The sequence below is a fragment of the Myroides albus genome (genome assembly GCF_009711045.1).
Lineage (GTDB): Bacteria > Bacteroidota > Bacteroidia > Flavobacteriales > Flavobacteriaceae > Flavobacterium > Flavobacterium album_A.
The window spans coordinates 1-23,186 of record NZ_WMJX01000038.1 but is presented as its reverse complement, the minus strand read 5'-3'; the positions used below and the strand labels follow the sequence as shown (position 1 = coordinate 23,186).

Below are 23,186 nucleotides of genomic sequence, written 5' to 3'. Positions count from 1 at the left end.
TCCAAACTTTATAACGCCTTTTTTTAAAGGTTTTTTTCGCATTAACGATAACTATCTATTATGATACACGTTACAAGTGAAACTTTTTTTCACACAGTTATGCATTATCATTGTAATAGTAAAAATATTACCTAAGTTAGGTTATAGTCTTCTCCTATTTTTTTACCACTTTTTCAACGATATTGTACTCTCCAACCTGAAGATCAATAAAGTACATACCTTTTGGCAGTTTTTCCATTGAGAAACTATACAATCCCTCATCATTTTTCTTCTCATATGTATGTACTAATCTACCCGTGGTATCATATACACGTATATAAATAGCTTCTTTAGCAAACTCTTCCATAATTTGAATATTGACAAAATCAATAATTGGATTCGGCCAAAGACTTTGAATTAATTTGACAAGTTCATCTTTTTTATCCTCTCCTGGTATTTTTTCAACTGTGTATGCATCTGACAAACTCATTGCTAAAGAAAATTCTTGTTTCAGTTCCTTTTCTCTTTCCCAATAACTAAGATCCCCTTTGTGGCTAATATAAATAGTATACGTACCAGGTTCCACGTCTTCAATTTCGATTTGTTCGATATTGTCCACGTCATTATTACCTTTTAAAGCTATTGGGTTTGACCAATCTTTATTCAATTTCCAAGGAAGATATTCTATCCCATCTTTTTTGACAACGATATCTAAGTCATTAACAAGAATAGGATTCTTCTTAGTGTAATCTTCGTCTCTATATAAATGAAAATCTACTCCACCAGCTATATCAGTCCAGGCCAAAGTAACTACTAACTTATCCGTAGCTTTCTTTACAACAATCTCTTTTGAATAAACCTCTTTATTCTTTAGTTCGTGCTCTAATAAAAGTGCATACTCCCCTTTTCTACTTGCCTCTAAAAACTGTACACCCTTTGCAGCATTGATTAATCCCCAACCAAATAAGTGATTAGGTCCTTTTCTCTCGCCTGTTTGATCAGCCGTATGCGCCATAATCGCACGAATTGATGCTGATTTCAAAGGGTTCTTATCCTTATTCCTTTTGCTTGCCCATTCTTGCCACAAGGCAAAAACACCTGTGACAGCAGGAGCAGCCATTGATGTTCCCGAATAACTAACATACAAACCTGTATTAGGATCATTATTCATATTCGCAGGGTTCTTATATGTAGTAGAAAAAACCATATCCCCTTTTGCTGAAACATCAGGTTTGATACGAAAATCATTAGAAGGACCTTGACTACTAAAGCTCGCTAACACGACACTTTCCGCTCCAACATAATTTTTCACTTCCTTTACTGCTGCAACGACAACAGCATTTTTAGACAACGAATAACCATTCAACATGTCTACATTCTTTTTCTCAGGAAAGTTTCTATAAGTCTGTTTGGTATACTCTCCATCATTACCAGCAGCAAACACAGGTTGATAGAACTTCCTTTCATAAGCAACAATATCAACCATTCTACTTTCATTCACATAAGCTCCTAATTCATGTCTAAGAGATTGATCATAAAGAAATCCATACTCATCAAAGAATTGAAAACCATAAGAGTGATTACTAACTAATAAACCGTCATTTGCTAAATCAAGCATATTAAAAATATCATTATTCCAAGAATAACTTAGAACAGTCGCATGAGGAGCAATCCCAAGAGCTCTCTCATTTAATCCCTGTGCTACAATTGTTCCTGTCACGTGTGTTGCGTGAGCTCTACCACGTTCAAAACCAGTTTTACTAAAACCTGGAGAGTTAAAGTCTGGCAAACTTTCACCTAAAATCACAACACTTTTATTAGTCACCCTATCGACAAATTCTCTGTGTTGATCTAACGCCACCTCTCCATCAAAAACACCAACAAAAATTCCATGCCCTCTCAATTCTCTTCTATATGCCGTATTCTTAATACCGTCAACACGAGCAGTAATCCTAGACCCCTTATTTAAAGTGGCTTTATAAATAGGTACCCCCTCCTCATTAAATTTTACAAGTGAATACACATTTCCTTTCATATCCACCCCTGTTATGGGTATACTTTTTTCTTCCGCAATACGCCAAGCCTGGTTTGTTTCATTTAACGTACTTTGGATTGCAAGATTAAGTTGCCTACTATGTTCCCCATAGTTTTCCATAATCTTATTTCTCACTTCTATAGATTGAGCTTCAACAATATCAAGCTTAAAAAACAGAACAAGACTCAGTAATAATAGCGTAATTTTTTTCATATGGAATACTTTATAGTTTAGTTTGTTAATTATAATTTATAAAGTAAAACTTTAGAAATTATATAAAAATATAGGAATCAAACAATTTTAACATTCTACAAAAACCACTCTCTGCTCATATCATTTACAAAGAAACTTTATCACCCAATCTACAACAAAAAGAATACAAAATTATAATAATCAAATAGTTATACCTATAAATGTAATCAAAAAAAAAGGAATTGCATGAAAGCAATTCCTTTTTTTTATACTATTCGAGTATTAACTACTCATTATATTTCTTTAAAAAATCATTCAAAGAACTACCTAACTTTTCAGCTGCTCTTTCAACGACTTCATCAATATCTTCAATTTTAACAAATGGTTTTAATTTAGCTTCACTTCTCAACCAATCTAAATACTCTTTATTAAACTCAGTAGGATGAAACTCATCCTCCTCAATCAATTCTTCTTTATCAGGAAAGCTAACCTCATCCTCAAAAACATTTGGCTCAACATCATAAGCTGCTATTTGCAATAGTTCAGTTAAGTTTTGAGCTATAACGTGAACTCCCTCTTCACCCCCAAAAACAACAATTGGTAAGTTCTCTAAATTTTTTTCTTCCTTATTATTGATCCAAAAAGCATAGATGCTACCAACTGAATCTGCCTCTGCAAAAGGAATAAAAGAGTTTAAAAATTCTGGTTCACTCGAAAACCCATCAATTACACCATCTACTTCATCTATTAAATAAATAGCATTTGAATAATATGATGCTACATTTTCTGAAGTTTGAAAATCAATTAAGCTTTTCAAAACATTTGGGATTTTATACCCCTTAAATAACGCAGTAAATTCTTCTTTTACCATTGTCTTGTTCATTTTGTCCACGAAGTGGCTTTTTCTTTTTTTAATATTAAACATAAAAATAGGCATTCTAAACGTTGCACTATTTCATCAAATAAAGATATAAATATTTTATTTACAAAAAATAATATTTTATAAAATAAATCAATTTTTCTCTATCTAAGAATAGAATTAAGTAAATTAAACTTAAAAAGCAGATAGAATACCTAAAAGTTCTACTCTACTTCAAATTTATTCGCATTTAATCTATAAAAAATAATGTATTAATACCTTTAAATAAAAAAAAATGGCAAGATATTCTATATAAAATCACTCATTAAATATCATTACAGCTGTAATATTGAATTACTAATACATTTTTTAGACAGTAATGATTGAAGAAAAAGAATCAACGACAAAAGTTGAAATTAAGGTAAAAACTCAGTTATAGCAAAATAGTAAAACCACTTATGACGCATACTTATAGACATAAACAAAAAGAAATTAATTTCGCCATTTGGTATTTTTTGCAGAAGTGCATAGAAATAAAGCAATGAATTAGCCTTATATAAGAGCAATCAAAATTCGCTAAAAAAGTTCTAAAGAATTGAAAAGGCACCATACTCCATATTTAGAAAACAATAAGTTCCCTAAATTACACTCTAATTCTTTAGTTATCTGTTCACTAAACTTCATTTGAGCATATTTACAAACACACAGCGTTGTTTAAAACAAAAATTTACTTCGAACAACATTTGATCACATTCTTCTTGATAGCAAAAACTTCAAGCAAACTAAAAACATCATTTCCTTGGACTTTCTTGCACTTTTCTTCGAGTATCCTTGGGGTTTTACTCGCAAAAAGGGGTATTTCCCGAAGAAACCCCCAAGAAAGCCCCTCGAATTCCCAAAGAAACTACCTCCAATCTTACAGTAATTTTCTCTATAACCGAAAACTTTTCGTATTTAGGTTACAATAGAAAAACACAAAACGAAGTCATCATAGAGGCTATTAAATCCCGTAGACACCTTTTCTTAATCGTAAAAATGAAGATTACTCTTTAACATGACTAATGCAGTAATAGCAAGCTGCTAAATTACACAAGTGAGAAAAGTTGTTTTTAGCCTTTCTTTACCATTCCTGAGAGGAACAAAATATTATTTTACTTTTTCCTATCAAACATTCAACCTTAAGTCAATAAAATTTTAATATAAGACAACGGATAAACTATTCTCAATTAATACTATGAGTAATACTGTTTCAATCTTGACATATCCCCTAAGGTTTACTAAATTGCCAAAAAAACAAAATGAATACTACCACGATCTATTTAGCCTCAGCTCTTATTACTGATCAAGACAATCGCATGTTAACCGTGCGCAAAAAAAAATCCATCTATTATATGATGGCTGGCGGAAAAATAGAAAAGGGAGAAACTCCCGAACAAGCATTAATCAGAGAGTTGCAAGAAGAATTAAGTCTGACTATTACAACAAACGAGATAAAATTATTAGGTACACATAGTACAACAGCAGTTAACGAAGCAAATACAATTGTCACAGCTCATATTTACCATATTATTGTAAATAATACTGAAATACAACCTGCATCAGAAATTGAAGAAATTAAATGGTTAACAATAGATAACTATCAAGAAACGAAACTCGCACATTTACTAAAAGAGTTTAGTCTTCCTATTTGGCTTAAACTTATGAAGTAGTTCACTATTTCATGCACCACATTTTTTTCATAGTGGTGAACTTACTTAGAGCAGAGTTGCTCAGCATGATGACTCCTTCAAAAGGATATATATACGCAACTCTCTACAAACAAACCTAATATTATATGCTCTCTACTGCGCTTACCCATTCTATAAAAAATAGAGCTACAGTTGATTACTGATTGCTAACCAATGGATTTTATAAAAATCAAAATACATTATAGAAAAGACAAAAGCCTCTTAGGATAAAACTAAGAGGCTTTTTATATCGTTAACAATCACTAAGCTTGTTTCTTGACGAACTTCGTTAAAATAACAATCTGTTGACCGTCAATTTTTCCTTCAATTTGTTCAGTATTATCGTGTACCAAACGGATATTACGCACAGCAGTACCAATTTTAGCATTGATTGTAGATCCTTTTACATCTAAATCTTTAATTAAGGTAACTGTATCTCCACCGACAAGTATATTTCCATTGCAATCTTTATGCAAATCAACGCTTCCATCTCCAGTATGATCACCTGTTAACTTAGCAAATTCCAACAACTCATCATCTAAATACATCATCTCTAAACTATCGGCCGCCCAACTTTCATTGCGGAAACGGTTTAGCATACGCCAAGCTACAACCTGAACAGCAGGAAACTCACTCCACATAGAAGTAGTTAAACATTGCCAGTGGTTTGCATCTAACTCTGCTTTCTTTTCAATTTGCTCTAAACAAGTATCACAAATATAGATTTCTCTATCTGCTTCGTTAGCTGCCGCTGGTGGTACTTCATACACATTCAAATGTCCTGTTGCTTCACATAGTTCGCATTTATTACCACTTCTCTCTTTTAATTGCGCTTCAGTTTTCATTTATAAAACAATATATTATTAAAGTTGTAAAGATATATGTTATTATTTAGATATAAAAAATAATAAAACACTTCAGTAATTAAACCTTTTTTATTGCACAGATATGAATTTAACAAAACACTTAATTTTTTAAAATGCTTCTAAAAATTAGTTCTTAGAATTGTGGTTTCACCTAAATAGCGTTCTAAATCATTACACAATTCATCATAATACCTCATAGCTGGTGAATAAACAGAAAGACAGTGTCAAAAAACCTTATCTTTACTAATCAATAACACAAACTATTATTTTACATGAAAACAGATATCGAAATTGCTCGCGAAAGTGAGCTAAAAAGAATACAAGATGTAGGCCAATCTATTGGTGTGAACCCTGATGAATTAATTCCCTACGGGAAATATATGGCTAAAGTTCCTTTAAGTGAGATGGACACAGAAGGCATCAATAAATCAAACCTCATATTAGTTACTTCCATCACCCCTACAAAAGCAGGAATTGGCAAAACTACTGTCTCTATTGGATTAGCATTGGGATTAAATAAAATAGGTAAAAAAGCCGTAGTAGCACTACGCGAACCTTCATTAGGTCCATGCTTCGGAATGAAAGGTGGGGCTGCAGGAGGTGGATACGCGCAAGTATTACCTATGGAGAATATCAACCTGCATTTCACTGGCGATTTTCATGCTATCACCTCAGCGCACAATACCATTAGTGCCTTATTTGACAATTATATTTATCAAAATAGATCTTTAGAAAATGGCATCAAGGAGATATTGTGGAAAAGAGTTTTAGACGTAAACGACAGAAGTCTTCGCTATATCAATACAGGACTTCGAGGTAGTGCTAATGGTGTTCCTCAAGAATCAGGTTTTGATATCACTCCTGCTTCTGAGATTATGGCAATCCTTTGTTTAGCTACAGATATAGAAGATTTGCGTCGCCGCATTGAAAACATTCTCTTAGGATATAGATATGACGGCAGTATGTTTACTGTAAAAGATTTAGGCGTTGCTGGTGCGATTACAGTTTTACTTAAAGATGCACTAAATCCCAATTTAGTACAGACTACAGAGAATACAGCTGCTTTTATACATGGAGGCCCATTTGCTAATATCGCTCATGGGTGTAACTCTGTTATTGCAACTAAAATGGCGATGAGCTACGGAGACTATGTGATTACAGAAGCGGGATTCGGAGCAGATTTAGGAGCTGAGAAATTCTTTGATATCAAATGTCGTAAGTCTGGCTTACAGCCGAAGTTGACGGTAGTAGTAGCTACTGCTCAAGGATTAAAAATGCACGGTGGCGTAGCAATCGATGAAATCAAGACTAAAAATATAGAAGGTATTCAAAAAGGTTTAGACAATTTAGCTAAGCACGTTGAAAACATAAAGTCATATGGGCAAAGTATCGTTGTAGCCTTTAACAAATACGCTACTGATGATGCCGAAGAACTAGCTATCGTAGAACAATATTGTAAAGACAATCATATCGGATTTGCTATTAATAATGCATTTATAGAAGGAGGTGAAGGTGCAAAAGCATTAGCAGAAGTTGTAGCTAATACTATTGCAACTAATCCAAGCAAACCTTTACAATTTCCTTATCAAGATGAAGATACTATCTCAGTGAAGATAGAAAATATAACTAAGAAAATATACGGTGCTAATAATGTAGAGTTTTCATCTGCAGCTAAAAAGAAATTAGCTCAGCTTCGAAACACAGCTATGGATAAGTTTCCAGTATGTATTGCCAAAACACAATATTCTTTTTCTGCAGATGCAACAGCTTATGGTGTAGCTAAAGATTTTGATATTGTGATTAACGACATCGTGATCAACAGAGGTGCAGAATTTATCGTTGCCATCGCTGGTGATATTATGCGTATGCCTGGATTACCTAAATCACCACAAGCATTGAGAATTGATTTGGTCGATGGGTTAATAGAAGGATTAAGTTAATTTACATCTCATATAGGAAAACAAAAAAAAGGTATTGACGAATTGTTCAATACCTTTTTTTAATTGCATTAACTTTTAACAGAGTATTACAAATTAATAAAATAAAAATAAATTAACAAAATATAAAAAAACATAATTTTCACCATGTGTATTTTTACTATATTTGTTAACACTATTTCAGTATATTAAAAAATAAAATATTAAAAACATACATATTATTAAATGACAGAGATTATTCATCATTTATTTAATCCTTTACCTAATGCAATCATGACTGTATTAATGGGAATATCTACTATCTATTGGATATTTTCGGCAGTCTTAGGAGGGTTTGACGGTTTTGATATTGATATGGATGTACAGCCTGAAATTGATATCGACGTTGATGTAGATATAGATGCTAATGTAGATACTGATTTTGATTTACAACAAAATCATGTAGAGGTCATTCACGATAAAGAGGTTGACTTAGCCGATCATGTCAATGTCAGACAGCCAGGTTTATTTACGCAGATACTCGAATTTATGAATGTCGGCAAAATTCCCTTTATGATTATACTGACCATTTTCAAATTTTTTACTTGGGCAGGAACATTATTAACTACAACTATCCCTAAAGTTGCCAGTTTAGGATTGTGGTCAGCAATTATTTTAATCCCCTTATCCTTTATTGCGGTTATTTTGACACATTACGCAACTATTCCCTTGGTTAAATTTTTAAAAGACACTGGGTTTCACGGTGAAATAGCTATTAACTGCATAGGAAAAGAAGGGACTATGTTGTCGAGTATAACGGCAGATAAATATGGGAACGTAGAGATTGTCATCAACCAAGATCCAATTAAAATATTAGCGACAAGCACAGATGGCACTCCTATACAATATGGGGACAAAGTGCTTATCGTCAACAAATCAAAAACAGAAAATATATATCAAGTACAGAAAATACAATAACATTATTAACTACAAACACTAAAAACTATGGGTGAGTTTGGTATAGGAACATTGATAACCATAATTATTGGAGCCTTATTTCTATTAGTCTTATTATTCTTTGCAATACTTGCATCGTTTTATAAAAAAATACCACAAGGTAAATCTATTGTAAGAACAGGGGTTGGAGGAACAAAAGTTGCTTTTAACAAAGGGATTTATGTTATCCCAGTGTTCCACAAAATGGAGATTATGGATATCTCTGTAAAAAAACTTCAAATAGATAGAATGCAAAATGAAGGACTTATTTGTAAGGACAATATCCGTGCAGACATTAAGGTAGCATTTTTTATTAGGGTAAACAAGTCTATTGAAGACGTTATTAACGTAGCACAAACACTGGGATGTGAACGTGCAAGTGATGTAGAAACACTTCGCAATATTTTTGAAGCAAAGTTTTCGGAAGCTTTAAAAACGGTAGGTAAAAAATTTGAGTTCATCGAATTATACGAAGCGCGTAGAGAATTTAGAGAAGAAATCATCAATATCATTGGTCGAGATTTAAATGGGTACATTTTAGATGACTGTGCTATTGACTACTTAGAGCAAACGAACATTTCTTACTTAGATCCACAGAATATCTTAGACTCTGAAGGGATTAAGAAAATTACAGAACTTACTGCTCAGCAAAACATCAATGCTAACCTTATCCGTAGAGATGAGCAAAAAGTAATCAAAAAACAAGATGTTGAAGCTCGCGAAGCCATCTTAGAATTAGAAAGACAATTATCTGAAAAAGAAGAAAAGCAACGCAGAGAAGTCGATAATATCCGTGCTCGTGAAGAAGCAGAAATTCAAAAGGTACGTGAAGAAGAACGCTTAAAGTCTGAAAGTGTACGTATTTCAACAGAAGAAAGCTTAGCTGTGTTAGAAGAAAACAAACTACGCCAAGTAATTATTGCTGCAAAAAACAAAGAGAGAACAGATGCTGTAGAAACAGAAAGAGTTGAAAAAGATCGAGCGTTAGAACAAACAGAAAGAGAGCGTATCGTAACCTTGGCGCAAATTAACAAAGAACGCGCAGTGGAGGAAGAGAAAAAAACAATACAAGATGTTATCCGTGAAAGAGTACAGTTAGAAAAAGGAGTAGTGGAAGAACAACAAAGTATTAAGGATGTGGAAGCATTCCGTTCTGTAGAAAGAGAGAAACAAGTAGGTATCACTCAAGCAAGTAGACAAGCTGAAGAAAACTTAATCAGAACAATCAAAGAGGCTGAAGCTAAAAAATTTGCACAAGAACAGATTTCTCAACAAATGTTAATCGAAGCAGAGGCACAAAAAGAAGCATCACTTAAACAAGCAGAAGCTCGTAAAATACTGGCAGATGCCCAAGCTCGTGAAGACGCTACTCTTGGATTAGCAGAGGCAGAAGTAATCAAAGCTAAAGCCGAAGCAGTCGAGCAACAAAGTATTGTTGACGCTGCAAAAATACAACGCATCGCAGCTGCAGAAGCTGCAGGTATTGAAGCGAAAGCAGAAGCTAAGAGAAAAGAAGGATTGGCTGAAGCCCAAATTATCAAAGAAAAAGCTATTGCAGATGCTGAAGGATTAAAAGAAAAAGCAGAAGCAATGAAGCAGATGGATGGTGTAGGAAAAGAACACGAAGAGTTCAAACTACAACTTCAAAAAGAAAAAGATGTAGAATTGGCTGCTCTAAATATCCAAAAAGACATTGCTAAATCTCAAGCAGAGGTATTGTCTTCCGCTTTACAAACAGCTAAGATTGACATCGTAGGAGGAGAAACAATGTTCTTTGAAAATATCATTAACCAAGTGAGTCGTGCTAAAGGATTTGATCAATTGATAGACAAGAGTCAGAATGCACAAGATATCAAATTAGCTTTATTAGGTGATGGTTCTACAATTAGTCAAGGCGAGTTGTTTAACAATATAAGACACTATGCGAGTCAATTTAATATCACCACTGAAGATTTAAAAAACCTTAGTATCGCATCGTTAGTCTTAAAGATGCAACAAAACGCAACAGAAGACAATATGGGATTGTTAAGCAGTATTGCCGATGCAGTTCAGAGCTTTGGTATAGGTAATAAAAAATTATCGTAACAAAATATTTTGACATCACTCTTTTCTAAAGAAAAGGGTGATGTTTATCCTATCCCCTATCTCATCCTTCATTTACCTAAGTATTCGTGATCGTTCACTGATACAAAGTATTAATTACCTATGGCTGAATTAGAAAACCAACATATAGAATCGCTTGATTCTAATACTTATGAGATCATACAGAAAAGGCTTCAGACACAGAAAGGAGATTTAATCCAACGATTAAATGCCCTTAATGAAGATAGAAAAAATGTCTTTACTTCTGTTGACCTTAAACTTATTGCCAATCAACGTATAACAACAGAAAACAACTGTACTGCCAGAGGTATAATTGCCTTTGACTCTATCTGTATTTTTGCCTATAACGTACACTTTGGCCTTAAAACGGATATTCAACTAAGCGATGTATTTAGCATTTATCGCTTTGAAGACAATCAATTCTTACCTCAACCTTTAGACTTTATCAATGATGCTAATTTCATTGAGGATTACAAAAATTTATACAAATACTATAGAGATTCTATCTTCAGTAGATTTAAGAAGACAGAGAATTACCTCTATATGGTATTTCAAACAAGTAAAAATGCCGATAGTCTAAAAGCTTTTAAATGGCTTATAAAGGATAATCAGTTAATCTATCAAGATGATAGAAGCATACACGAGGTAGTAAAAAGTCCTCAATTTGAATTCAATTGGGTAAAAACTAATCTCGAAAATAGACGATTAGGTATACACCCTCATATCTCTATACAAGACAAAGTATTCATCGAAGCTGTCGGAGGAGATATCACTTTTAAAATAGAAGACAATACTGACAAGGGACAGGGTATCTACTCAGAACCGGTTAACAATATAGATCAACAATTAGATGATGCTGATTACTTCTACGCTGATTTGGGTAATTTTATTGCCATCCGCATTAAGCCTTACCAAGAAGACTTTCGCGCATTTATCTTTAACAACAGAACCAAACAAGTCATCAATGTACCTGCTCTAAATGAAACAGGTATATTATTACCTGATGGTCAAGGTATTATCTTCTCTAATGGGTATTATTTACAAAATGGTGATTACAAGATATTTGACAATACTGTCAAGAACTTAGAGTTCATCAGAACCATTCCTTCCCACAATGGAGAGGACTTCTTATACCTATTCTATCAAGCAGAAAACAACATCTACACCTTGATGTCTTATAACATCATCAAACAACAAGTAGAAACTCCTATCGTATGTAGTGGTTTTACCTTGTTCAACGATGGTAAGTTAATTTATTTCCGTTCAGAAAATGAAGCGGTAAGACATCATGTCGTACAGATATGGGAAACCCCATACACTGCTACATTAATAGAAAACAAAGAACAAAAAGAAAATCACTTATACAAAATTGGAAATAAAGACATCGTCAAAGCAATGGCTGAATGTCAAGAGATTATTCACCTCATCGATAAAGAAGATTCGTATGAAGGATTATATGGTGACATAGCCAAGAAAGCAAATGACATCATAGATGCTTATTTCTGGATTAAAACGAGTGAGACCAAAAGTTTAAATGAACCTTTAGAGCAGATCAAGGGAATTGCAAATACAGCAATAGACGAGTTCGAAAAGGTACAAGAGCAACGTAAAAGGGCTGCAGGCTTATTGACAGAGCTAAAAGACAAGGTAGATAAACAACTCTTTAATGTTAAAAATGCCAAAGGAGACACCCTTGAAAGTTTAGTGCATCTATTAGCTGAAAACAGAAAATTGTTAGGAGAGGTAATTAGTGCCCGTCAAACAAAATATGTCGATTTAACTATCTTGGAAAAGTACCAAGAACAGTTAGGTAAGACCAATGAGTCCTTATCAGATAAAACAATTGCATTCTTACTACAGGAACAAGCCTTAGTTCCTTATGAACAAAAGGTTATTGATCAAAAGAATAAAGTAAATGAGGTAGTTAAGGTTATTGACGCTAATGCTATTGATGAAAACTGTAAGGCTATATCCAGTGAATTAGAATTACTAATCGATATACTGAATAGTTTAAAAATAGAGGACACTACCCAGGCGACAAAGATTATTGAGAAGATATCTGTCATCTTTGCTTCGCTAAATGAGGTGCGTTCTCAGTTAAAGAGAAAAATAGATTCTCTGCGTACCAATGAGTCTATCGCAGAATTTCACGCTCAATTAACTCTACTTGATCAGAGTATTATCAACTTCTTAGAGTTATCCAATTCACCCGAAAAGTGTGACGAATACCATTCTAAAGTAAGTGTACAGGTAGAAGAGCTGGAGAGTAAGTTTGCTGACTTCGATGATTTTATCTTAAAGATAGCAGATAAACGAGAAGAAGTTTCTAAGGCTTTTGACACGCGAAAAACACAGTTAGTTGAGCAAATCAATAGACGTACAAGTTCGTTAGAGCAGATAGGGCTGCGCATCCTAAAGAATATCGAAAACAAATCAGCATCTTTTAAGTCAAAAGAAGAAATATTGGCTTTCTTCTCTACTGATTTAATGGTGGACAAAGTACGTCAACTGGTTATTGAATTAAAAGATTTAGGTGATGTCTCTAAAGCAGAAAACTTAGAGAATAGTATTAAAACCAGTCAAGAAGATGCACTGCGTACGCTTAGAGATAAGCAAGACTTATTTGCCGATGGAGAGAATATCATTAGCTTAGGTACTCACAAGTTCTTGGTTAACAAACAACCTTTAGATTTGACAATTGTCAGACGCAACGATACGCTTTACTATCATCTTACTGGTACAAGTTTTTCGTATCCTATCACAGATGACAAGATATATACTTATAAAGAGATATGGAATCAAGACATCATCTCTGAGAATAATGAGGTCTATAGAGCGGAGTATTTGGCTTACCAAATACTGAAAGAGTTACAAAAAAATCCTACTTTGAATACTCAAGAGGCTGTCAAGTTTAGAACAGAACAAAACTATTCAGAAGGGTACCTTAAAGGTGTACACGATTTCGACGCTTTAGAAATTACTCAATCCCTGTTAAAGTTGCGCAAAGACTTAGGTATATTAACCTATGCTCCTGCTATCCGCGTATCTGCACAAATCTTTTGGTATGAATTAGACACAGCCGTAAGAGATAACATTTTGAAAAGTATAAGTAGTGCAGCTGCAGTACAAAAGGTATTCCCTCTAAGTACAAACTATAAATATATACTTAGTCAATTAGAGGAATTATACGCTTCATGGGTATCTCCATTACGCGATGTAAAATATCAAAAAGCAATAGCACATTATTTATATGAAGAATTTGCTACAGGTATCTTCTTTACCAAAACTGTACAAGCTTCCCAATTAAAGAAACAATTTATTGCTTTCTTACAGCAAAAAAATGCAAATATCACTTTTGAAAATGACATCAACGATGTTAACTTAAGTAGGTTAGATGCATTTTACTTGATTCAAAACTGGCTGTATTCTTATATTGACAATGAGCCAAAAGTAAGTGAGTATAAAAAATACATTGATGAGACTTGTTGTTTACTATTATTTGAAAAGCAATACAACTATACTTTAAAAGAAAGTAGTGATACAATAGTACTAAAGAATCTCAAAGGCAATCATCCTTTAATTGTCAATGACACCTATACTTTAGACTATCACGATTTTATAGCGAGATTAGAGAGTTTCGAAACAGAGCGCATACCAATGTTTACTGACTTTATTGCTACTAAAGAAATGTTGCTTTCAACGTATAAAAAATCACTTAAAGTGAATGAGTTGAAACCACGTGTATTAACTTCATTTGTACGTAACAAACTAATAAATGAAGTGTACTTTCCTCTAATAGGTAATAACTTAGCCAAGCAGATTGGGGTACACGGGGATAGTAAGCGTACTGCGCGAATGGGAATGTTATTGTTAGTATCACCTCCTGGATATGGTAAGACTACACTAATGGAATATTTAGCAAATGCATTAGGCTTGCACTTTGTCAAGATTAACGGGCCTACTATTGGTCATTCTATTACTTCTATCGATCCAACTGAAGCGAAGACTTCCGGTGCTCGTGAAGAACTGAAGAAGATCAACTTATCGTTCGAAATGGCGGATAACGTAATGCTATACTTAGACGATATCCAACACTGTAGTTCTGAGTTCTTACAGAAGTTTATCTCTCTTGCTGATGGACAGCGTAAGATGGATGGTATATTTGAAGGTGAGAGTAAAACGTATGATTTAAGAGGTAAGCGTTTTTGTATCATTATGGCAGGTAACCCATATACAGAGTCTGGAGAGAAATTCCAAATACCAGATATGTTAGCCAACCGTGCAGATACCTATAACTTGGGAGACGTCATTGGTAGCACAGAAGATTTGTTTAAATTGAGTTTATTAGAAAATGCAATTGCTGAGAATACTTATTTGCAGAAATTAAGCAGCAATTCTTTAGACGATTTCTATAAACTAATCAATCATATAGAAACCAAATCAGAAGATTCAATTTCTTTAGAAGGAAACTTCAGTGGACAAGAAATAGAAGAATTTACAGCTGTTTTAAAGAAAGCAATCGCTGTAAGAGATATTGTACTAAAAGTAAACCAACAGTATATCTTAAGTGCAAGTATGGACAATGCTTATAGAACAGAACCTGCCTTTAAGCTACAAGGTTCTTACCGTGATATGAATAAGATGATGAGTAAAATTGTTCCACTGATGAACGATAGTGAAATAGATGAGTTAATCTTGACTCACTACGAAAACGAATCACAAACATTGACTTCTGATACAGAAGCTAATTTGCTAAAATTAAAAGAACTCGCGGGCAGACTATCAGGAATAGAGCTCCAACGCTGGACAGAAATTAAAGATATATTCGTCAAACAAAACAAGTTGGGAATGGCCGGTAAAGACAATCAAACGGCACAAGTATTAAGTCAATTGATGGACTTCAATCAAAACTTAGAGAGTATCGCAAAAGCGATTAAAAAATAAAAGTACTTCAACGGTCTGTAAATATACAGACCGTTTTTATTTATTCATACATTTACAGCTTTCAATCAAAAAGAACTATGTCAAAACACTTAGCACGTATAGCCGTAACTGCTTTATTCTTTATATTTGGAGGGATTTCAGCCTCATGGGCTTCGCGTATTCCTACGATAAAAGAAGCTTTTGGAGTAAATGATTCCGCTTGGGGTTTTGTACTTCTCTATATATCAATAGGAACCTTAATCACACTTCCTATTGCAGGTAAAATAATAGAGAAACTGGGGAGCAAGAAAGCAACTCTTATCTTTTTATTAACCTATCTTGTATTATTAGTTGGTATTGGCTATTGGGAAGTGCTGTGGCAATTGAAGCTAAATTTAGTACTATTCGGAGCCATTAGTAATATCACGAATATTTCTATTAATACACAGGCAATCAAAGTTTCTAAATTATACAAAGGACAAATCATTGGCTCTCTACACGGAACATGGAGCATTGGAGGTTTTGCTGCCTCGTGGATAGGTGCAGAAATGATCAGTAGTTATGTCCCTCCTATCGAACACTTTATTTATTATTCTACAGTAGGTATTGTCATCTCCCTTCTATTGTTCAAATACTTAATACCTGAGGATACAAACCCACAAAGTGACAGTCCTATAAAAGAAGAAAAAAAAGGATTCCGATTGCCTGATAGAAACTTAATTATGCTTGGCTTATTAGCCTTCTTTGCAATGGTAGCAGAAGGAATGATGACTGACTGGTCCAGTGAATATATGAAACACGTCACTCATGCCCCTATTGAACTTATTGGATATGGCCTAACAGCTTATATGTTTGCAATGGCAAGTGGACGCTTTATTTCTGACTTTACAGTGAGAAAATATGGCGAACAGAGAACATTACTTATCTGTGGTGTTTTACTCTTTATTGGATTAGGAGCCTCTGTAATGTTTCCAAGTGTATATACGACAATTATTTCTTTTATGATAGTTGGACTGGGGGTATCTGCTGTAGTACCGATGTGTTATAACTTAGCAGGTCACACCAAATCTATGCCACCTCAACAAGCATTGACTTTGATTACCAGTATTGGTTTTATCGGTTTCTTTTTAGGCCCTCCTGTAATAGGCTTTATTGCACAACACTCGTCATTAAAGACTGCATTTGCTATCGTAGCTTTCTTTGGATTAGCGATCTCACTATTGAGTAGATTCATCACGATTCATCAAAAAGATTAGTAAAATAGCCTATCTATTCCAATTGCGGTAGATAGTAAAGGCAGCAATCAATACGATTAGAAAGACAGAAAACCACCTCGGGAAATGAATGTAATTTCTTATTCTCTTATTCTTCAAAACAAAAGTTTCAACAAAAGCAATATACAATATTGCGATCAAAGGAATATAAATGTAAATCAATTGATTAAAGTGAAATGCCTCAAGCAAATGCCCTTGTAATATGGAATGAAGGGCACGCTGTCCTCCACAACCAGGGCACAACCATCCAGATGTATCGTAAATATAACAGCCTACGCCTTCATTGTTATCGGTACCAAAATATTGTAAATAATAATAAAGTACAACAAGTGGCAAACTGTAAAACACAAAGCGTAGGCCGATTTTTATCATGGTAGCTAATCTAATTTGAAGATTGTTTCATTTCAAGTAAAAAATTACTCCAACCTCCTATTTCTGCGATATAAGAAGTGAAGATAAAGATGTTCAATCCCACCAAAAGTAGTGTGATAATGAACAATACTATAATGTTTTTGCACAATCTTTTGACCTGTTTATTATTTCCCTTTTGTAAAAAAGCATTTGCTCTTTTAAAACTAAATAAAGCAATTACTCCTAAGAGAATACCTATAAACCACAAAGAAAAAAAACCTAAAAAGACATTAACTCTTGCTAATACCTTATACTTTCTAAGCTTGTTATTTCTATGCTCCATTCCCGTACTTTTTTAACTTATACATTATTAACCGTAATCATACTTCCATTTTCTTCATCTTTCACTACTGATAAAGAAATAGGCATGCGTTCTTGTAATTCATCAACGTGAGAAATAATACCCACAATGCGATTCTCCTTGTGCAAATTACTTAAAGTCTCAAAGACAACATTTACAGATTCTGTGTCTTGCGTTCCAAATCCCTCATCTATAAAGAAAAAGTTTTTATTTGACTTAGACAAACTTTGAACACTTTCAGCCAAAGCTAAAGCTAAGGACAAAGACACTTGGAAACTCTGTCCTCCTGAAAGGGTTTTTACACTTCTCGATTTACCTTCGTTCAAGTAATCAATAATCTCAAAATCGTTATTCTCATTCAACTGTAAGCTCAACTGATTATTAGTTAACCTGTGAAAACGATGATTTGCCATATCGCATAAATTCTTCAAATAAATCGAAGATACATAATTAACAAAACCTGCTCCATCGAACATATTCTTTAGTACAGTGATGTTCTTTAACCTCTTTTCTAAACCATCGTACTCTACCAATAGTTTAGCTTTAGTATTAAGGTCCAGCTTAATTCGCTCAATTTCCCCTTTTAATTTTGCAGCAACCTCAGTAGCCTCTTTTAGCTCAAGTTCAAGTTTAGCTACTAAAACCTCTTGCTTTTCAAATCGCTCTTTGTCAAAAGAAACCTTGGCTAACTTTTCTTCTAAGTTTAAAACTTGACTACGCACTACAGCTAATTTAGTTTCGAACTCGTGAATGAAATTGCGTTGCTCACTAATATCAATTGCAATATTCAATACTTGTTTAACTTCCTCTATTGATTCAATTGCGTGTGTGTTAAGCAAAGTAGCAATATGGTCCTGTAATACTTTATTTGCACTTTCTAACTCTTTTGACTCCTCCTCCGCACTTTTGCACTTTGTTTGCAAAGCTGTAAGTTGTGAAGATAGCTCTTGAAATCTCGCTGTTACTTTCGTGTGTTCGGCTTCAATCCACTTAATTTTTTGCTCGCGCTGTTGCGCTTCTTGTTCAATCAAGCTATCAGCTAAAGTCAAATACGAATTTAGATTTAGGCGTATAATTTGTGTGCTTTTTGAGTGGATTTCACTTTGCACTTTTGTATGTGTCAACTCATAGGTTCTAAAATCACTTGTTGCCTTTTCTACTGAAAGTCTATTCTGTTCTACTTCATTTCTCAATTGCTTACAATGTGACTCCAATAATTCAATTTGTTTCTGAACTTCACTAGCCTTTTGCTTTAACTGAACTAATTGATTAGTATCTCCTAAGGAAACATAATTTCCCCATTGATATTGCAGGGTATGCTGTTGCAACTCGTGTTGTAAAGACGAGTACTTTTGCCCAACTTCACTTTTCTGATTTCCATAGAAACTGTATTGCTCAAACAAACCTCTTGCTTTGCTTTCATATCCTACTAATCGCTTTTGCTTATCCTTGATATCTTTGAGCTTAGACTCTCTATCTTCAATTGTCTTAGCTACATCCTGACCTTGTAATAGATTGGGATGAGATAGAGAACCGCACAAAGGACAAGGTGTACCTTGCTGTAAGTCATTGGCAAACTGCGTAAGTTGATGAGAGACTGCTAAATGTCTTATTTCTTCCTCTAAAACCTCTTGCTTGTTGTTAAATAAACTGTGAAACTCAGCTATTTCATTTTTCCAATTAGAAGGGTTTTTCAATCGAAGACCTTTAATCTGTGATTCAATTTTTCCTATTTCAGCATTTGCTTTATCTAAACTCTCTTTATAATCAAAAATAGTTTTGTTTAAATAATCAAATTGTTGGAACCAAGTATCAATAGATAAAAGCAAATTCGTATCTAATCGACTCTGTTTTACAGCATTTAACTCTTGCTCCTTTTGTGACAAGAGTTGTTGACTTTCTACCAACTTGTCCCCTGCTGTTTTAACAAGCTGATTACTTGACGTCATCCCCTGCTCTATATCATTTTGCTGTACAAACAACTTCTTTATATCTCTAATCAAACCAAACTCATAGAACTCGGCTTTCTTTTGCTCTAAAGTAGCATATTCAAGCTGAATACTCTTTAGAGTACTCTCTACTTGTACAAACTCTTTTGACACTTCTTCAACCTCCTTGCTAAACTGAGCGTACAAATTCTGTTTACTTTGCCATTGAGATTGTATTGCATCAGCTTCTTTAAGTGGAATACGAAATACCTTATCTAAATTTTCGTAGCGAATAAGCTCTTGCTTCTTATCGTTAATAGCAGGAACATCTGCTTCTAATTTACTTACATCTTCCCTGCGAAGAACAAGAGTATCAAAATCATCTTTAACTGCTTTCAATTGCTGAAAGACCGTATTCTCATGCTTAAAATGCTCCGTTAACTGCTCTTGTAAAGCTTCACTCTTGCTATATTCACTTTCTTTAATATCCAGTAATTCCTGATTAATTAAACTATAACTCTGAAGCTGACCTTGTAGTTGATCAAAATTCTGCTTGGTTTCGGCAAGAATACCCTTAACTTTAAATGATAAGTCAAATTTATCCAAACCAAATATTTGCTGCATCATCTTTGTACGAGCAGTACCTCCAAGTTCAAGAAACTCCTTGAATTGTCCTTGAGGAATAATGATTGTACGCTTAAAATTCTCATAACTAAGGCCTATTACACCTTCTATGTTTAGATCAGGCAACGGAACCCATTCCCCCTCTTTCCATTGATATAAGATAGCTTCTCCGCGTTTTACATCATCAAATCGCTTGCTATTCCTTTTGAACTCTCTGTAAATTCTATACTTCTCATCTTTGAAATTAAAGAACTCAAAGTCAATTAACGAACGATTAGATTTTAAGTTCATCATATTATAAGCGCGATTATCTTTCGCATTCAATCGTTCACTCTCTCCATATAATCCGAAAGATATAGCTTCTAATATAGAAGATTTACCAGAGCCCACTCTACCAAAAATCCCAAATAGTCCAGCTTCAATTAAACTTGTAAAGTCAATAGTCTGTTTCTCTTGATAAGAGTATAATCCCTCAATCGTCAACTTTATAGGTATCATACACTCACTAATTTAAAATTTCTTTAAACAAATCCATAATCTCTTCATTAGGTTCTTGCCCCTGGTATTTTTGTTTAAAATAGTCTTTAAACAAATCGCTCATATCTTGTTCTAAATTCACCTGCTTAAAATTCGCCTCTGTTTGTCCTTTCTCTAATTTAACCTGTGGAATAATAGAGATAATCCCATCATGAGCCTGATAAATTCGCTTTAAGTCATCTGCTTTTAAAAAAGTATCACTTACTAAAGTTAACTCTACCAATTGGTTTGGATTAGCCATTAACCAAAAGACAGCCTCGTCTACATTATCAAACTTCATGCGAACCAATGACCTCCCTTTTTGCAAAGGAACTTGCTTATATGAGATTGGTTTATCAGCTTCTGCTTCTACAATTATCACATATTTTTGCTGCCCAGCTTCACTAAAGCTATAAGCTAAAGGACTACCTGAATAAACAACAGGACGTTCTTCTTGACCAATCTGATGTGCTCGATGTAAATGTCCTAAAGCAGTATACTGTATTTGTTCGGGAATAATATCGCTGTAAATCATATCTGCATTCCCAATTTTTAATGGTTTTTCTCCATCAGGTTCTTCCAAAACTTCTCCATTTCTATTTAGCATATATAGATGTGAGATTAATAGATTCACTCCTTTTGTTTTGCAGTACTTATTAGCTAAATCACTCCAACTGCTTTTTAGTATCTCATTTAATGCAGTTGATTTGTCTTCGATATCTAATGCTTTTCTAAGTCTTACTTCATTGGCATATGGGGTGTGAAATATTCTAATAGGTTGTTTAAAAGTGGCTAACCTTATTTCAAAGAATCCCGGTGCAGTCTTACTGATTTTGAATTGATTCTCAATCTCGTACTTTGAAATTTCCGCATTAGGCAAACCAATAAAAATAATACCACACTCACGTGCCAAAGGATCTGGAGCGTCTATTCGCTCCGGACTGTCGTGATTACCTGCAATAGCAATGACCGGTCTTTCTCCATCTTTTGCCAATCGCTTGAGTGTTCTGTAAAATAGATCGACAGCTTCAATCGGTGGGTTAAATGTATCAAACAAATCACCTGCTATTAAAACTAAATCGACTTTTTCTCTATCTGCTATTTTACAAATTTCCTCTAAAACCTCTCTTTGTTCTTCCACCCGACTATAGCTATCGAGTTTCTTTCCAAGATGCCAATCCGCAGTATGTAGAATCTTTAATGCCATTGTTTACTCTTTTATTCTGAATCCAAAGATACTAACAATATCAAGGTTTCTCTTGCATTTAATAGACAGATTAAGCCTTTTGAAAAGTTAAAAAAACTCCTATCTGAAAAGAGAAATCCCTTCATAGTAAATATCATTTACCCTTTGTGGTGTTCAAATATCCTCAATATCAAGTTATTCATTTACCTTTTACAGCTGGAAGTAATTATATACAAATTCGCGATGAGTTACTTGCAAATTTTGATTCTTGAAAAGGGCTAAGATTTATTCCTATTTGAGATTGACTTAGGGTAAACAGTTATTCAAATTTAAAGTACACGACTACACCTTCATGTTGATTACATTCAATTTTAGCAAACACTTTCCAAAAAACAAACAGATCAGACTTAAAAATCTATAAAACAACTATTTACATAACAATTTCTTAATATTAGATTTCATTTATTTTCTTAAATTTAAGTACCTAATCATTCATACTATGTTATGTTCTAATCTACCTTGGGTATTCTCGAAAAAGCTTTATTCGGACCCCATACTATTCAATATAGATCTTGAAACATCTATAAAAGACGATACAACAAGTATAAATATGTATTCACTACTAACTAAGGCAGTGATAAATCACGCTGAAGTAATCATACAATACCAAGCTTGGTTATCAAGTATTGATGAACTACACGAATGCGAAGACTTATTAGATGGTGAAGATATCATAGAAGATGACCCAGACGATGAAGACGGTAGCTATCTTGTCGAAATCCAAGCAACACTAACTGCGGATAATCAGCACTCTTTTTCATTATTTGAGTTACTGTACAAGATTCACAATTTACTGCAGAACAAAGACCTTGATAACCTTAATACACTTGATTCAATTTCATTAGCCGAAAAAGGAGAAGTACCAATATATTACTTGAATTTCAAATAAAATTTGACCTCCTTTAGTTCAACAAGAAGATTTGCGATTCGATTCTAAAGGAACTTTTATTAGAATTGTTAATAAATCTGTGCATATCTATTTGAAGACTTTCATTTAAATGGAGATAAATGGGTATATATTTGTTAACGGAAAGATACAACACATCTTAACCGTATTTGTATAATCTTTATGTAAAACAATAAATGGCTTAATTCTGTCAAAAACCATCAATTGTAAAAGTGCTAGATAAATTTTAGATTATACGAAAGACACTTACTTTAAAAAGCCATTCATTAGTCGTGAATGGCTTTTTATATTTTCGGTCTTACAAGAACTCGATAACTTATGTACAGGAGACTTCAAAAAAAAACGAGGCTGTCTAAAAAGCCTAAAAAACAAAACCCCGTCTA

14 protein-coding genes are annotated in these 23,186 nt (G+C 33.8%); 7 read left to right on the top strand and 7 right to left on the bottom strand.

Features of this window, described 5'->3' with window-relative positions; genetic code table 11:
• Window positions 1-154: 154 nt before the first annotated feature.
• Together GJV76_RS12890 and GJV76_RS12885 are read right to left on the bottom strand one after the other, a co-directional pair.
• On the bottom strand, window positions 155-2,227 hold the full coding sequence (locus GJV76_RS12890) for a S8/S53 family peptidase (RefSeq protein ID WP_155093024.1): 2,073 nt from the start codon (window positions 2,225-2,227) through the stop codon (window positions 155-157).
• A 265-nt stretch (window positions 2,228-2,492) separates the two neighbouring features.
• Window positions 2,493-3,089 (bottom strand): cell wall assembly protein, encoded by a 597-nt coding sequence (locus tag GJV76_RS12885; RefSeq protein ID WP_230381557.1) that lies wholly within the window; start codon window positions 3,087-3,089, stop codon window positions 2,493-2,495.
• Between the two features lie 1,274 nt (window positions 3,090-4,363).
• Between GJV76_RS12885 and GJV76_RS12880 the strand changes: the two genes are divergently transcribed.
• Window positions 4,364-4,774: an NUDIX hydrolase gene (locus GJV76_RS12880; RefSeq protein ID WP_155093022.1), complete on the top strand. Its 411-nt coding sequence runs from the start codon at window positions 4,364-4,366 to the stop codon at window positions 4,772-4,774.
• A gap of 281 nt (window positions 4,775-5,055) precedes the next feature.
• Here the strand turns inward: GJV76_RS12880 and GJV76_RS12875 are convergent, their stop codons facing one another.
• Window positions 5,056-5,637, bottom strand: coding sequence for a PhnA domain-containing protein (locus GJV76_RS12875; RefSeq protein WP_155093021.1), 582 nt, complete (start codon window positions 5,635-5,637; stop codon window positions 5,056-5,058).
• A gap of 293 nt (window positions 5,638-5,930) precedes the next feature.
• On the opposite strand from GJV76_RS12875, the gene GJV76_RS12870 reads away from it, so the two are divergent.
• The 5 genes from GJV76_RS12870 to GJV76_RS12850 all read left to right on the top strand — a co-directional run bounded on the left by GJV76_RS12870 (window position 5,931) and on the right by GJV76_RS12850 (window position 16,852).
• A complete protein-coding gene (locus GJV76_RS12870; protein WP_155093020.1) occupies window positions 5,931-7,598 on the top strand; it encodes a formate--tetrahydrofolate ligase in 1,668 nt (555 codons plus the stop codon).
• 222 nt (window positions 7,599-7,820) lie between these two features.
• Window positions 7,821-8,552, top strand: a complete 732-nt coding sequence (locus tag GJV76_RS12865) for an OB-fold-containig protein (RefSeq protein ID WP_155093019.1) — start codon at window positions 7,821-7,823, stop codon at window positions 8,550-8,552.
• Between the two features lie 27 nt (window positions 8,553-8,579).
• The gene (locus GJV76_RS12860) at window positions 8,580-10,655 is read left to right on the top strand and encodes a flotillin family protein (RefSeq protein WP_155093018.1); all 2,076 of its coding nucleotides are present in this window, start codon (window positions 8,580-8,582) and stop codon (window positions 10,653-10,655) included.
• A 120-nt stretch (window positions 10,656-10,775) separates the two neighbouring features.
• Window positions 10,776-15,617, top strand: coding sequence for a DNA repair ATPase (locus tag GJV76_RS12855; protein ID WP_155093017.1), 4,842 nt, complete (start codon window positions 10,776-10,778; stop codon window positions 15,615-15,617).
• A gap of 77 nt (window positions 15,618-15,694) precedes the next feature.
• Complete coding sequence (locus tag GJV76_RS12850; protein ID WP_155093016.1) at window positions 15,695-16,852, top strand: MFS transporter; 1,158 nt, start codon at window positions 15,695-15,697, stop codon at window positions 16,850-16,852.
• Between the two features lie 9 nt (window positions 16,853-16,861).
• Here the strand turns inward: GJV76_RS12850 and GJV76_RS12845 are convergent, their stop codons facing one another.
• Genes GJV76_RS12845 through GJV76_RS12830 form a run of 4 tightly spaced genes read right to left on the bottom strand, consistent with a single transcriptional unit; the run spans window position 16,862 to window position 21,857 of the window.
• Complete coding sequence (locus GJV76_RS12845) at window positions 16,862-17,242, bottom strand: DUF2752 domain-containing protein (RefSeq protein WP_155093015.1); 381 nt, start codon at window positions 17,240-17,242, stop codon at window positions 16,862-16,864.
• A 10-nt stretch (window positions 17,243-17,252) separates the two neighbouring features.
• Window positions 17,253-17,564 (bottom strand): hypothetical protein, encoded by a 312-nt coding sequence (locus GJV76_RS12840; protein WP_155093014.1) that lies wholly within the window; start codon window positions 17,562-17,564, stop codon window positions 17,253-17,255.
• A gap of 17 nt (window positions 17,565-17,581) precedes the next feature.
• The gene (locus tag GJV76_RS12835) at window positions 17,582-20,632 is read right to left on the bottom strand and encodes an SbcC/MukB-like Walker B domain-containing protein (protein WP_155093013.1); all 3,051 of its coding nucleotides are present in this window, start codon (window positions 20,630-20,632) and stop codon (window positions 17,582-17,584) included.
• A 7-nt stretch (window positions 20,633-20,639) separates the two neighbouring features.
• Entirely contained in the window at window positions 20,640-21,857 is a 1,218-nt protein-coding gene (locus tag GJV76_RS12830) for a metallophosphoesterase family protein (protein WP_155093012.1), read from the bottom strand.
• A 589-nt stretch (window positions 21,858-22,446) separates the two neighbouring features.
• On the opposite strand from GJV76_RS12830, the gene GJV76_RS12825 reads away from it, so the two are divergent.
• Entirely contained in the window at window positions 22,447-22,785 is a 339-nt protein-coding gene (locus GJV76_RS12825; protein WP_155093011.1) for a hypothetical protein, read from the top strand.
• Window positions 22,786-23,186: the final 401 nt, after the last annotated feature.